The organism is Hyphomicrobiales bacterium (assembly GCA_016710435.1).
In the GTDB taxonomy this organism is placed as follows: Bacteria; Pseudomonadota; Alphaproteobacteria; order Rhizobiales; family Aestuariivirgaceae; genus Aestuariivirga.
The window spans coordinates 1,633,756-1,647,356 of the sequence record JADJVV010000001.1; the positions used below are offsets into that span (position 1 = coordinate 1,633,756).

Genomic DNA, 13,601 nt, shown 5'->3' on the forward strand with positions numbered 1-13,601 from the left:
CTTGCGCGATCAAACCCCACTGATGCCCCCGCACACACACCTGCACGCCACGTCACACACATTTTTGCGGCCAGGTCTCAACCCTGATGCGCAAGACAAGATGAAATACAAGCAAAGGTCAATAGGTCCTTGGTGCGCCGCACGCCTTATGGTTGCGATTCTGGTGCTGACGCTGATTCAAGCTGCAGAGCCTGCCGTCGCCCAGGACCAATCCCAGCCGGCCGGGGAGCCACCGGCGGTAGCCCAGGTGCCGATCCCGCGCTTCCGTGCCATTGATGCCGACGCACCCCATCCGCAGAAACTGCCGCTGCCCACCGTCCGCCTGCTGGCGGAACCGGATTTTGCCCCGTGGAGCTTCACGCTGGAGGACGGCACGCTCGCGGGTATCTCCGTTGATCTTGTACGCGCCGCCTGCACTGAGGCGGGCCTGACCTGCGACGTGATGGCGACGCCCTTCACCGGTCTCCTGCCCGCCCTGCAGAAGGGCGACGGCGACGTCATCGTCACGGGACTTCGCCTGAACGGCGATCTCATGTCGAACACGGCACTCACCCGTCCCTATTTCCGTGCCATGGGCCGCTTCATGATCCGCCGGGGCACGCAGGTGCTGGCCGCTGATCCGCGCGCACTTGCGGGGCGGCGCATCGGCGTCGTCAAGGGCACGGCCCATGAGGCGTTCCTCAAGACCTACTACGACAAGTCGCAGCTTGTTCCGGAAGACAGCGAAGCGGTCATGTACGAGGCCTTGCGCACCGGCGCGCTGGACGTGGCCTTCGGCGACAGCCTGCGCATGTCCTTCTGGATGAACAGCGATGGCGCGCGCAAATGCTGCGCCGGGCTGGGCGGCGCCGTCATCGATTCCGAAACCTTCTCGCGCCCCCTCGTCTACGTTGTCCGCCAGGACAAGGCCGCAGTGCGCGACCGCCTCGACGAGGCGCTCGACACGCTGGAGGAAAACGGAACGACGGCGAGCATCTTCGCGCGCTATCTCCCCGCCCCCATTTGGTAACTCTCAAGATCCAGGACTGACCATGATTGACGCACGCAAGATCATCTTGCCACCGGGCCGCGCGGCTGCTGTCCCGATTTATGTGGTGAGCAAGGCGGATTGGCCAAAGCTCCACCAGTCGCTCTCCGCACAGGACAAGGCCTGGGCCGGCACGCACGGCTTCGAGGCGGCACCTCTGGCCGTGCTGGCCGTACCTGGCAAGGCGGGGGAATTGGCCAGCGTCTACGTGGGCGCGCCGGCCGAGCGGGACGATCCCTTCGCGCTGGGCGCCATCGCCACGCGCCTGCCGGAAGGCATCTATGCCTTTGCCGAGAAGAGCCAGTGCACGGTCTCCGTGGCCCTGGGCTGGTGCGGCGAACTGTACAAATACGATCCCTACCGCACGACACGGATCAAAGGCGTCACCCTCTGCATGCCCTCCAAAGAAGCAGCAGCAGAGGCCGTAATGATCGCCAACGCCATCTTTTCGGTGCGCGATCAGGTCAACACACCGGCGAACCTCTATGGTCCCGACGAACTGGAGCGTGATGCTCGCGCGCTGGCGAAGGCGCACAGCGCCAGGATCAGCGTTACCTCGGGAGCGGCATTGGCAAAAGGCTTCCCCCTCATTCATGCCGTCGGTGTTGCTTCGCCGCGCAAGCCCCGCCTCATCGACATCACATGGGGGCAGGCAAAGCACCCGAAGGTGACACTGGTCGGCAAGGGTGTCGTCTTCGATACGGGTGGACTCGATATCAAACCATCGGCATCCATGCTGCTGATGAAGAAGGACATGGGCGGCGCTGCAAACGTGCTGGGGCTCGCCCGGCTCATCATGGAAGCGAAGGTGAAGGTCAGGCTGCGGGTGCTTGTTCCTGCAGTTGAAAATGCCATTGCCGGTGACGCCTTCCGCCCCGGCGACATCTTCAAGTCACGCAAGGGCCTGACCGTCGAGATCGGCAACACCGATGCCGAGGGCCGACTCATCCTCGCCGATGCCCTGGCGCTGGCGGATGAGGAAAAACCAGACTTGCTGCTCGACATGGCGACGTTGACGGGTGCCGCCCGCGTTGCCACCGGACCCGATCTGCCGCCGTTCTACACAGACGACGAACAGCTTGCCGCCGACGTGAGCCGCCTTGCCTTCACCGTCAACGATCCCTTGTGGCGGCTGCCCTTGTGGCAGCCCTATGCCAGCATGATCGAGACGCCGGTCGCCGACATGAACAACGCAGGCGCCGGCGGCTTTGCCGGGTCGATCACCGCGGCGCTGTTCCTCCGCCGCTTCGTGGAACACGCCAAGGCCTACGTGCATTTCGACATCTTCGCCTGGACGCCCACGGCAAAGCCGGGACGGCCCAGGGGCGGCGAGGCACAGGCCATGCGGGCCATGTTTGCGCTGCTGCGTGAGCGTTACGGAAAGTGACTTGCAGCGCCCGCGGTTTTAGCGAATGATACGGGGCCGAAACAAACGGGCCGCCGCTCATGCCCCACAGACTCTCACCCGCCCAGTGCATGAAGCTCTGGCACGATGTCCATCTTTCCCTTGTCCATGATGATGCGCCTGACCTGTCTGTGCGCCAGATGAGCGTGCTGCTGACCGTTTATCTGGAGGCCCCGCCGCACACGGTGCGCGGACTTGCTTCCAAGCTCCGCGTCACAAAACCTGTGATCACACGCGCCCTCGACAGCATGGGCAAGCTCGGTCTCGTCAGCCGCCGCCGCGACGAGAAGGACAAGCGCAACGTGCTGGTGCAACGCACCGTGAAGGGCGTGCTTTACCTCGAACGCCTCGGCGACCTCATCGGCCAAACTTCGGAAACCCTGTGATGACCAACCTCGACAAGCGCCTCCACCTCCATCGCCCCGACCTCGCCGACGCAGCGTTACGGGGACGAATCGATGCCGGACGCTTCGTGGAGGGCCGTCCTGCCCAGGTGGCGATGCAGATTGCCTCCGTGCGCCGCATGCCCGATCCCGCCTCCATGCAATTGACCGAGGCCCTGCCCGGCGAAACCCTGAAAGTGTTCGATGAGAAGGACGGCTGGTCGTGGGTGAAGCTCGACCGCGACGGCTATGTGGGCCACGTCGAAACGAAGCGCCTTGTTCCGCGCGCCGCAACCCCAAGCCATGAGGTGAGTGTCCCCTCGACACTTCTCTATCCCAAGGCGGACCTGAAGACGCAGCCAGCCACCACGCTCCCCATGCTGTCGCGCCTCTCCGTGGCCGGCGGAGACGGCCAATACGCTGATTCAGGCGCGGGCTTCGTCTTTGCGAAGCATCTCCGCCCGGCGGATTCCGGCAGTGGCGATTTCGTTAGCACCGCTGAACGTTTCCTTTTCACGCCTTACTACTGGGGCGGCAAGACGGTGCATGGACTGGATTGCTCCGGCCTCGTGCAACTCGCCTTGCATGCCACGGGACGGGACTGCCCTCGCGACAGCGACATGCAGGAAGAGTCACTCGGAACGGCGCTGGCCAAGACCGAGAAACTCCGCCGCGGTGATCTCGTGTTCTGGAAAGGCCACGTCGGCATCATGGCGGACGCAGATATGCTGCTCCATGCAAATGGCTTCGAGATGATGGTGGTCTGCGAGCCGTTGGCAGATGCCATTGCCCGCAGCGACGCCGAGGGCCAGCCCGTCACCAGCGTGAAGCGGCTTCAGTAACCCCGCGCCCGGTCAACAAGATTGCTGAGCTTGCCACCCGCCTCGTACGCCGCAATCTGCCGCGCGACATATTCACAGATCACCTGCGGATCGGAATCCGCCGCGATGTGCGGTGTGAGCGTGACGCGCGGATGCGACCAGAACGGGCTGTCTGGCGGCAAGGGTTCGGTGCGGAAGACATCCAGCGTGGCGCCATGAAGTTCGCCCGCCTCCAGTGCGGCGAGAATATCCTCTTCCACCTGCTGCCGCCCGCGGCCGGCGTTGATGAGCACAGGTGCACCGAACGGACCGCTGCGGGCGAGCTTGCGGATGAGCGCGCGGTTGAGGATGCCGTCCGTCTCCGGCGTGGCGGGCAACAGCGAGACCAGCACGTCGGTGCGCGCCAGGAAGGTGTCCAGTCCGCCCGCGCCGGAGAAGCATTGCACGCCATCGATCAACTTCGGTGAACGGCTCCATCCCGCCACCTTGAAGCCGAGCATGGCGAGCTTGCGCGCCGCGTCCTGCCCCAACACGCCCAATCCCATGACGCCCACGCGCAGTGCATTTGCCGCATGCGTGGGAAAGCCGTCCCAGATCTTGTTACGCTGGTTCTCGTCGAGGCGGCGCTGCTGCCGGTGATGCAGCAACACATGCAGCACCACGTACTCCGACATGCGCATGGTGAGGTCAGGATCATTGACGCGCACGATGGGCACGCCATCTGGCAGCGTCGGGTCCTTGAGGATGGCATCGACACCCGCACCCAGCGAGAAGATCACCTTGAGGCGCGAGAGGGAGCGCACCACATCCGGTGGCGGCAGCCATGCCGCCACATAATCCACCGTGGCCACATCGCCCATCTCGGGCCACACCCGCACCTCCATGCCCGGCGCCGCCTTGCGCATCTCGGCAGCCCACAACTGGGCGTCCCAGGTGGGTGTCACGAACAGAAACGTGCTCATTGTTTCACCGCTCCTTCGCTGGCCTTGAGGTTGAGGGCCGCAGCCAGCAGGGCCTTGGTATAGGGGTCCTGCGGATTCCCGAAAATCTCCCGCGCCGGTCCACGTTCCACCACGGTGCCGTTGCGTAATACGATCACCTCGTTCGCCAGCGCCCGCACCACCTTCAGGTCGTGACTGATGAAGAGATAACCGAGGCCATGCTTCTCCTGCAACGCACGCAGGAGATCGACCACCTGCGCCTGCACCGACATGTCGAGCGCCGAGGTGGGCTCGTCCAGCATGATGAAGCGTGGATCAAGCGCGAGGGCGCGTGCAATGGCGATGCGTTGCCGCTGGCCACCTGAAAACTCGTGCGGGTAGCGGTCCATGGCAGCTGGGTCGAGTCCCACTTCGGCCAGCGATTGCGCCACGCGGGCGCGCCGTTCCTCCACACCCAGCGACGGGTCCTGGATGCGCAATCCTTCTTCCACGATCTGCACGATGGACATGCGCGGGCTCAGCGACCCAAACGGATCCTGGAACACCACCTGCATGTCCTTGCGCAGTGGCCGCATCTCGCGGCTGTTCAGCCCGTCGATCCGCCGTCCGCGAAAGGTGATCTGCCCTTGTGAGGAAATGAGCCGCAGCATGGCGAGGCCGAGCGTGGTCTTGCCCGATCCGCTCTCGCCGACAATCGCCAGCGTCTGCCCGGCCTTCACCTGCACATCAAGCCCATCCACCGCCTTGATATGCCCCACCGTGCGGCGCAGGAAGCCGCGCTTGATGGGAAACCAGACCTTGAGGTGATGCGCTTCCGCGATGATCTCGGCATCGGCCTTCGCCGCTGGCGCCGAGCCTTTGGGTTCCGCCGAGAGCAACATCTTCGTGTAGGCATGCTGCGGCGCTGCGAAGAGCGCCTTGGCTGGACCCTGTTCGACCACCTTGCCCTTCTGCATCACGCAGACAGTGTCCGCCATGTGGCGCACGATGCCGAGGTCGTGGGTGATGAGCAGAAGCGCCATGCCGAATTCCGCCTGAAGGTCTTTCAGCAGCTTCAGGATCTGCGCCTGCACGGTGACATCGAGCGCCGTCGTCGGCTCGTCGGCGATCAGCAGTTCCGGATTGTTGGCGAGCGCCATGGCAATCATCACGCGCTGGCGTTGCCCGCCGGACAACTGGTGCGGATAGTCGCCGAGCCGTGTTTCAGGGTCACGGATGCCGACCTTGCCGAGGAGTTCGATGGTCCGCTGCCGGGCCGCGTCCTTGCTCAGCCCTTGGTGCAGGTCAAGGATTTCCCCCACCTGCTGCTCCACCGTATGCAGCGGGTTGAGCGACGTCATCGGCTCCTGGAAGATCATGGTGATGTCGTTGCCGCGCACCTTGCGCAGGTCTGAATCATCCTTGTCCAGAAGGTTCTGACCCTTGAACCACACCTCACCTGAGGGATGCGACGCGGCGGGATAGGCCAGCAGCTTGAGGATCGAGAGCGCGCTGACAGATTTGCCGGAGCCCGACTCGCCCACCAGCGCCAGCGTCTTGCCCTTCTCCAGCGCGAAGGACGCATGGTCGACGGCAAGCGTTGTCACGCCGCCCTGATGGAACGCGACGGAGAGGTCCTTCACCTGCAACAGCGGCTCGCTCATGCGAAGGTCTTTCGCGGATCGAGCGCATCACGCACCGCCTCGCCCACGAACACGAGGAGCGTGAGCAGGATGGACGTGACGAAGAAGGCGGTGAATCCCAGCCACGGCGCGAACAGGTTGTTCTTGCCCTGCTGCACCATCTCGCCCAGTGAGGCAGACCCCGGCGGCAAGCCGAAGCCGAGGAGATCAAGAGCTGTAAGCGTCGTCACCGAACCGGAAAGGATGAACGGCATGAAGGTGACGGTGGAGACCAGCGCATTGGGCAGGAGGTGCCGAACCATGATCTGCAGGTCGGAAAGGCCCAGGGCCCGCGCCGCCCGCACATATTCGAAATTCCGCGCACGGAGGAATTCGGCGCGCACGACGCCCACAAGCCCCGTCCACGAGAACAGGGCCAGGATGAACAGCAGCAGCCAGAAACTTGGCGTCACGAAGGCGGCAAGGATGATGAGCAGGTAGAGTGTCGGCATCGACGACCAAATGTCGATGAAGCGCTGGAAGATCAGGTCGGTCCATCCCCCGAAATAACCCTGCACCGCCCCCGCCGTGACGCCGATCACGGACGACACCAGCGTGAGGATCAGGCCAAAGGCCACCGAGATGCGGAAGCCATAGATGAGCCGCGCCAGCACATCGCGGCCCTGGTCATCTGTGCCGAGCCAGTTGAGGTTGCCGAAGCTGCATTGCGGGTCCTTCGCGGCCAATGGGTATTTCGCGCAGGCGAAGTCTTCATGCATCACGAAGGCGGGTCGGGAAGGGGCGGGAGCGGGCAATTCGCGGTTCACCGTGCCATAGGAATAATGGATCAGGGGCCAGACCATCCAGCCGTTGGCAGTGATCTCATCGGCGTTGACGGGGTCGCGGAAATCCGTGACGGCGAGGAAGCCGCCGAACTTGCTCTCCGGGTAGTCCACCAACAGCGGAAACAGCAGTTCGCCCTTGTAGGACGCGATGATGGGCCGGTCATTGGCAATGAGCGGCGCAAAGACGGAGAGCACGAAGAGGATGCTGAAGATCACGAAGGACCAGAAGCCGCGCTTGTTGCGCCGGAACAGCTCCCAGCGCCTCTGGTTCAACCGCGAAAGCGAGAGGAGGGCCATCAGGTATCCCGCGATTCGAAATCAATGCGTGGATCGATCCACGTGTAGGTCAGGTCGCTGATCAGCGCCACCACGAGCCCCAGCAGCGTGAAGATGTAGAGGTTGGCGAAGACCACGGGATAGTCGCGATTCACCGCCGATTTCCAGGTGAGATAGCCGAGACCATCCAGCGAGAAGACGAATTCGATGAGCAGCGAGCCTGAGAAGAAGGCAGCAAGGAACGCGCCTGGGAAACCCGAGATCACCAGCAGCATGGCATTGCGAAATACATGGCCGTACAGCACCTGCCGCTCGTTCAGTCCCTTGGCGCGGGCGGTCACCACGTATTGCTTCCTGATTTCGTCGAGGAAGGAATTCTTCGTCAGCAAGGTCATGGTAGCAAAGCCGCTGATGCCCAGCGCCGTGAGCGGCAGCACCAGATGCCAGGCATAATCCTTGAGCTTGCCCCACCATGAGAGCTGCTCGAAATTGTCCGAGGTGAGGCCGCGCAGGGGAAACAGGTCCCAATAGCTTCCACCGGCGAAGAGCACGATCAGGATGATGGCGAAGATGAAGCTCGGGATGGCATAGCCCACAATGATCACGGCAGACGTCCAGATGTCGAAGGTCGAACCGTCCCGCACCGCCTTCTTGATGCCGAGCGGAATGGAGACGAGATAGGTGATCAGCGTCAGCCACAGGCCGAGCGAGATCGAAACAGGCATCTTCTCCTTGATCAGCGAGATCACCGTCTTGTCGGTGAAATAGCTCTTGCCGAAATTGAAGGTGAAATAATCCTTCAGCATCTTGAGGAAGCGCTCGGGCGCCGGCTTGTCGAAGCCGAATTGCACTTCCAGCTGCTTGATGAATTCCGGGTCCAGCCCCTGGGCGCCCCGGTACTTCGATCCGCCACCTCCGCCTGCGTCCTCGCCCTGCACCTCCGAGCCGCCGCCATTGATTCGGGAATTGGCGTCACCGCCATTGTCGAGTTGCGAGATGATCTGCTCGATGGGGCCGCCGGGCACGAACTGCACCACCACGAAAGTGAGCAGCATCACCCCCACCAGCGTCGGGATCATCAGCAACAGGCGTTTAAGGATATAGGATCCCATCAGCGTGTCATGACTTCTTCAAGGCCGCGTCCGCCTCCGCATCAAACCACCAGATCGTGGGGTAGCCGGGCGAATAGCCTGGCATCGTCCCGGGATGCTTCACGCGCTTCCAGTAGGCAATCCAGTCCGCCGCCTTGTACCACATGGGGATCACATAGTGGTTCGCCATCAGCACACGGTCCAGTGCCTTGCAGGCCGTGATGAGACTGGCGCGATCGGGCGCGGCAATAATCCTGTCCACCAGCACATCAACAGCCGGGTTCTTGATGCCGACGAGGTTGCGGCTTTCCTTCTTGTCGGCAAATTCGGAACCGAAGAATTCGCGCTGCTCATTGCCGGGCGAAAGCGATTGTCCCCAGGAGCCCACGATCATGTCGAAGTTGAAATCGCCTTCGCTCCGCTCGTACTGCGCCGCATCGGCCAATTGCACCTTGGCCTCGATGCCGAGAAGCGCCAGTTGTTCTGCAAAAGGCAGCGCCACGCGCTGGAAGGCCTCGCTGTCCAGCAGGATGGTGAAGCTGAAGCGTTCGCCCTTGGCGTTCTTCAACACCTGCCTGCCGCCCTGCTGCACAGGTGCCCATCCCGCCTCGGCCAGCAGGGCCTGCGCCGCGCGCAGGTTCTTGCGCCGTTCTTGCGGCGTGCTGTTCGTCGGGCTCGCGTATTCGGTGGTGAAAACCTCGGGCGGCACTTGCGCGCGCAAGGGCTCCAGCAGCACCAGTTCCTCAGCCGAAGGCAAGCCCTTTGCTTCCAGTTCGGAATTGTTGAAGTAGCTGCGGCTGCGCGTATAGAGCCCGTAGAAGAGATTGGTATTCGACCATTCGAAATCAAAGGCGAGGTCGAGCGCCTTGCGCACGCGCACGTCGGCAAACAGTGGCCGCCGCGTGTTCACCGCCCAGCTCTGCATGCCGGACACGCCAAGGCGCGGCATCTCCTCGCGCAAGACGCGGCCGTCGCGTGCGGCGGGAAAATCATAACCCGTGGCCCACTGCTTCGAGGACGACTCGAACTGGATGTCGAACTGGTTGCCCTTGAAGGCCTCCAGCAGGATGTTGCGGTCCTGGTAGAACTGCGTTTCGATCTCATCGAAATTGTTCTGCCCCACGTTCACCGGCAGGTCCTTGCCCCAGTAATCCGCCACGCGTTTCACCGTGAGGGAGAGGCCGGGGCGCACGGTGGAGACGGCATAGGGGCCGGAACCGAGGATGGGTTCGAGCGTGTTGCTGGCCACATCGCGCGGCTTGCCGCTGGCGTCATTGCCCGTCCACCAGTGCTTCGGAAAAACGACGATCTGACCGGTGATATGCGGCAGCTCGCGGTTGCCCTTCATGGAAAAGGTGAACGTGACTTCGCCGTCTCCGGTCTTCTCGGCCTTCACGATGTCCTTGTAATAGGCGGCAGACTGCGTCTGGTTCTTCTTGAGCGACTCGAAGGAGAAGATCACGTCCTCGGGCTTTACCTGCTCGCCGTCATGGAAGCGCGCCGTGGTACGGAGCTTGTAGACGACCATGGAATAGTCATCCGGAAACCAGACGCTCTCGGCCAGCAGGCCGTATTCGCTGGACGGTTCATCCAGCGACGGCTTCATCAGCGTTTCGTTGACGCCGGGATTGGCGGCATCGCCCTTGATGGTGAAGGGGTTGATGCTGTCGAACGAGCCAAGCGCCGCAAGCCGCACCTTGCCGCCTTTCGGTGCCTCCGCATTCACATAGGCGAAGCGGGCGAAATCGGGCGGATACTTGAGGCTCTCGAACAGCGTCGTGCCGTGGCGGAAGGCGCGCTCGTCCGCCTGCGCGGAAAGGCCGGAAAGGGAGGCAAAGGGAGCCGCTGCCGAAAGCTGCAACATCACCCTGCGCGTCAGCATCATGCCGGACCGTCCTCGCCTCATTGATTCGGTTCCTGTTTTACGCGGCATCTGCCCCAAAAGAAAACACCGGCAGGAGCGCCCTGCCGGTGTCATTGAAGGAAGTGGATTCTGGCTTTCTCAAGGAGCCGGGAACGGCTTCGGGGCATCCGACAGGGTCGCCAGATAGGCGATCAGGTTGGCGCGCTTGGCGTCGTTCTTGAGGCCGCCGAAGGCCATCTTGGTGCCGGGGATGAAACCCTTGGGATTGGTGAGGAAGGTGTTGAGATGCTCGTAGGTCCAGTTTTCGCTGCCCTTCTCGGCAAAACCGGCCGTGTAGGTGTAGCCCTCGTGCTTGCCGATCGGGCGCTCCACCACGTCCCACAGGTTGGGGCCGGTCTTGTTGGGTCCGCCCTTGCTGAGATCATGGCAGGCCGCGCAGGCCTTGGCTTCGGCAGCGCCCTTGGTGGCGTCGGCAGCGGCCAGCAGCGTGCCGATGGATTTCACTTCGGCTGCGGGAGCCGCTTCACCGCCGGCCGGAGCCGACTCAGCGACTTCGATCTTGTAGCCCGGGTTTTCAGTGCTTGCGGCGAGTGGGTGATAGACGAGACCCGTCACACCCTTCAGGCCAAAAACGAGCAGCGCCGTGCCGAGGACTGCGCCTGCGATCTTGTTGAATGTCCAGCTGTTCATGCGATTCAGAGGTCCCACTTGGTTCAGCCGCGACTAACTAATGCTTTGCCCCTGCCGCCGCAATATCTATAAGTCAACTCGCCTCATTTTGCCGCGCCTTGACGTAACCTCATGATTGAACAGCAGAATACCATTGTAGTAATCCCGGCGCGGCTGTCAGCGCGGCGCCTGCCGGGCAAGCCGCTCGCCGATATCTGGGGCGAACCCATGATCGTCCATGTCTGGCGCCGGGCCATGGAAGCCAAGATCGGTCACGTGCTTGTTGCCGCCGGAGACCTTCCCATCGCCGAAGCCGTGCGTGCTGCAGGCGGCGATGCCATCACGACGGAAGCGAACCTGCCGTCCGGCTCCGACCGCGTGGCGGCGGCCCTCGCACTTCGCGATCCGCAGGGGCGCTACACCCATGTCGTCAATCTGCAAGGCGACCTTCCGACCATCGATCCGTTGTCGGTCCAGCGCTGTCTCGCAGGCCTCACCAACGAGAGCGTGGACATTTCGACGGTGGCTTCGCTCATCACAGATGACGCCGACGTCGCCAATCCCAACATCGTGAAGGCGATCGCGCCACTGGGCCCCGACCGCGAGGTGGCTTTTGCCCGCGATTTCGTCCGCGCCGTCTCGCCCTCGCACACGCCGCCCTTCTGGCATCACATCGGCATCTACGCCTACCGGCGCGCGGCACTCGAAACCTTCGTCACCCTGCCGCAATCGCCCCGCGAAAAGGAGCGTTCGCTGGAACAGATGCGCGCCCTCGACAACGGCATGAAGATCGCGGTCGTCCGCGTCGACACGGTGCCGCTGGGCGTCGATTCGCCCGCCGACCTCGATGCCGCACGCCTCGTCCTCAAGGAGAAGAAATGACCGGAAAGATCGCTTACCAGGGAGAGCCCGGCGCCAACTCGCACATCGCCTGCGCGGAGGCCTGCCCCACCCTTGAGCCGCTGCCCTGCCGCACCTTCGAGGATGCCTTCCAGGCTGTGGAAGACGGCACTGCCGCCTGCGCCATGATCCCCACCGACAATTCGGTGGCGGGCCGTGTCGCCGACATTCATCACCTGCTGCCGCAATCCTCGCTGGCGATTGTCGGCGAACATTTTCTGCCCGTGCATCACCAGTTGCTGGTGGTGAAGGGAACGGATGCGGCGAGCCTCAAGACCGTGCACAGCCATGTCCATGCGCTGGGCCAGTGCCGCAAGGTGATCCGCGAGATGGGCCTGCAAGCCGTGGTGGCGGTCGATACGGCAGGTGCCGCGCGCGAACTCTCGGAGATCAAGGACAAGACCAGGGCGGCCATTGCGACGCGCCTCGCGGGCGACATCTACGGCCTCGACGTATTGCGCTCCGACATCGAGGACGAGGCCCACAACACCACGCGCTTCGTGATCCTCGCGCCCCAGCGTGCCGACGCCGAACCGGGTTCAGGCATGGTGATGACCAGCTTTGTCTTCCGTGTACGGAACGTTCCCGCTGCCCTCTACAAGGCCATGGGCGGATTCGCCACCAACGGCGTCAACATGACGAAGCTGGAGTCCTATCAGCTCGAAGGGCGCTTCGCCGCGACCCAGTTCTATGCCGAAGTGGAAGGCCACCCGCAGGACCGCAACGTCCGCCTTGCCATGGAGGAACTGGCATTCTTCTCCTCCTACATGCGGATTCTCGGCGTCTATCCCGCAAGTCCCTACCGCGCCGAAATCGCGAAGAAACTGGCGGAACAGTCGGCCTGACTCAGGCGACTGTTGTCTTCAACAGCAGGTGCGCGATGGCATAGGGGTGCGAGGCGTGAAGTCCCCCGGCGTGACTGCGGTCCAGCATCTGCAGCACGTCCTGCCGCGAAAACCAGCGCACATCCTCGATTTCACTCGTGTCGATGGTGATGTCGCGCGTCTCCGCCCGGCCGATCAACCCGATCATCAGCGACGAGGGGAAAGGCCAGGGCTGGCTGGCCACATAGGTGATTTCGCCCACGCGGATGCCGGCTTCCTCGAACACCTCGCGCCGCGCCGCCTGTTCGATGGTCTCGCCCGGTTCCACGAATCCCGCCAGTGCTGAAAACATGCCCGCTGCCCACGACGACTGCCGCCCCAGCAGCACCTTGTCGCCATCCGTCACCGCCATGATGACGACGGGGTCCGTGCGCGGGAAGTGGTCTGCGGCGCAGGCCGGGCAATGGCGGCGGTATCCGGCGTCCTTCATCTCGGTCTTCACACCGCAATTGGCGCAGAATCCGTGGCGCTCATGCCAGTGCAGCACGCTCCGCGCCTGGGCGAGGATCGACAACTCCGCCGCATCGGTGGCCCCCGACAGCATCAGCGCCCGCAGGGGCGTCAGGGCAGCCGTCTCCGGTGCGGGCGCCACAAACCATGGAATGCCCCCGTCATCGAGCCCGAGGAAGATCTCGCCATCGTCGGTGGGACCCGCATGGTGAAGGGGCGTGCTGGCCTCGCCCGCGCCCTGCGTTTCCACAAGGTCGCCGCGCACCCGCAACACCCGGCAATCACGCCGCTGGCGCAGGCGAAGCAGCTCCTCGGGCTTCAGACGGAGGAGATGCGCCCGGTCGAGAGGCGACGTGACATAGGCCAGTGACATGAATTTTTCCCTCGTGGAATGGGGCTCTCGTCGCCCAATCCGCATAAAAGATCAAACGCTTAACGTAATAT

General features: G+C 63.3%; 13 protein-coding genes. 6 read left to right on the forward strand and 7 right to left on the reverse strand.

The features are described 5' to 3' along the window. The first annotated feature begins 163 nt into the window (after nt 1-163). Genes IPM06_07935 through IPM06_07950 form a run of 4 tightly spaced genes read left to right on the forward strand, consistent with a single transcriptional unit; the run spans nt 164 to nt 3,657 of the window. Nucleotides 164-1,009: a transporter substrate-binding domain-containing protein gene (locus IPM06_07935; protein ID MBK8770345.1), complete on the forward strand. Its 846-nt coding sequence runs from the start codon at nt 164-166 to the stop codon at nt 1,007-1,009. 22 nt (nt 1,010-1,031) lie between these two features. Then, nucleotides 1,032-2,414 (forward strand): leucyl aminopeptidase family protein, encoded by a 1,383-nt coding sequence (locus IPM06_07940; GenBank protein MBK8770346.1) that lies wholly within the window; start codon nt 1,032-1,034, stop codon nt 2,412-2,414. 59 nt (nt 2,415-2,473) lie between these two features. Continuing rightward, nucleotides 2,474-2,818, forward strand: a complete 345-nt coding sequence (locus IPM06_07945) for a MarR family transcriptional regulator (GenBank protein MBK8770347.1) — start codon at nt 2,474-2,476, stop codon at nt 2,816-2,818. Further along, nucleotides 2,818-3,657 carry a C40 family peptidase gene (locus tag IPM06_07950; protein MBK8770348.1) on the forward strand — a complete coding sequence of 280 codons (840 nt, stop codon included), beginning with the start codon at nt 2,818-2,820 and terminating at the stop codon, nt 3,655-3,657. Before IPM06_07945 ends, IPM06_07950 begins: the two co-directional genes overlap by 1 nt. Here the strand turns inward: IPM06_07950 and IPM06_07955 are convergent. The 6 genes from IPM06_07955 to IPM06_07980 form a co-directional block, all read right to left on the reverse strand. Further along, complete coding sequence (locus tag IPM06_07955) at nt 3,651-4,598, reverse strand: glyoxylate/hydroxypyruvate reductase A (GenBank protein ID MBK8770349.1); 948 nt, start codon at nt 4,596-4,598, stop codon at nt 3,651-3,653. The genes IPM06_07950 and IPM06_07955 overlap by 7 nt on opposite strands. Continuing rightward, nucleotides 4,595-6,220, reverse strand: coding sequence for an ABC transporter ATP-binding protein (locus IPM06_07960; GenBank protein ID MBK8770350.1), 1,626 nt, complete (start codon nt 6,218-6,220; stop codon nt 4,595-4,597). The genes IPM06_07955 and IPM06_07960 overlap by 4 nt, the downstream gene beginning before the upstream one ends. Further along, a complete protein-coding gene (locus IPM06_07965; protein MBK8770351.1) occupies nt 6,217-7,320 on the reverse strand; it encodes an ABC transporter permease in 1,104 nt (367 codons plus the stop codon). Before IPM06_07965 ends, IPM06_07960 begins: the two co-directional genes overlap by 4 nt. After that, nucleotides 7,320-8,411: a microcin C ABC transporter permease YejB gene (locus tag IPM06_07970; protein MBK8770352.1), complete on the reverse strand. Its 1,092-nt coding sequence runs from the start codon at nt 8,409-8,411 to the stop codon at nt 7,320-7,322. Before IPM06_07970 ends, IPM06_07965 begins: the two co-directional genes overlap by 1 nt. Before the next feature lie 7 nt (nt 8,412-8,418). Further along, the gene (locus tag IPM06_07975) at nt 8,419-10,275 is read right to left on the reverse strand and encodes an ABC transporter substrate-binding protein (GenBank protein ID MBK8770353.1); all 1,857 of its coding nucleotides are present in this window, start codon (nt 10,273-10,275) and stop codon (nt 8,419-8,421) included. A 117-nt stretch (nt 10,276-10,392) separates the two neighbouring features. After that, the gene (locus IPM06_07980) at nt 10,393-10,944 is read right to left on the reverse strand and encodes a cytochrome c family protein (protein MBK8770354.1); all 552 of its coding nucleotides are present in this window, start codon (nt 10,942-10,944) and stop codon (nt 10,393-10,395) included. A gap of 111 nt (nt 10,945-11,055) precedes the next feature. Between IPM06_07980 and IPM06_07985 the strand changes: the two genes are divergently transcribed. Together IPM06_07985 and IPM06_07990 are read left to right on the forward strand one after the other, a co-directional pair. Continuing rightward, a complete protein-coding gene (locus IPM06_07985; protein ID MBK8770355.1) occupies nt 11,056-11,805 on the forward strand; it encodes a 3-deoxy-manno-octulosonate cytidylyltransferase in 750 nt (249 codons plus the stop codon). After that, entirely contained in the window at nt 11,802-12,668 is an 867-nt protein-coding gene (locus IPM06_07990) for a prephenate dehydratase (protein ID MBK8770356.1), read from the forward strand. The genes IPM06_07985 and IPM06_07990 overlap by 4 nt, the downstream gene beginning before the upstream one ends. A 1-nt stretch (nt 12,669) precedes the next feature. Here the strand turns inward: IPM06_07990 and nudC are convergent, their stop codons facing one another. Beyond that, nucleotides 12,670-13,530: an NAD(+) diphosphatase gene (gene nudC / locus IPM06_07995; protein ID MBK8770357.1), complete on the reverse strand. Its 861-nt coding sequence runs from the start codon at nt 13,528-13,530 to the stop codon at nt 12,670-12,672. Nucleotides 13,531-13,601: the final 71 nt, after the last annotated feature.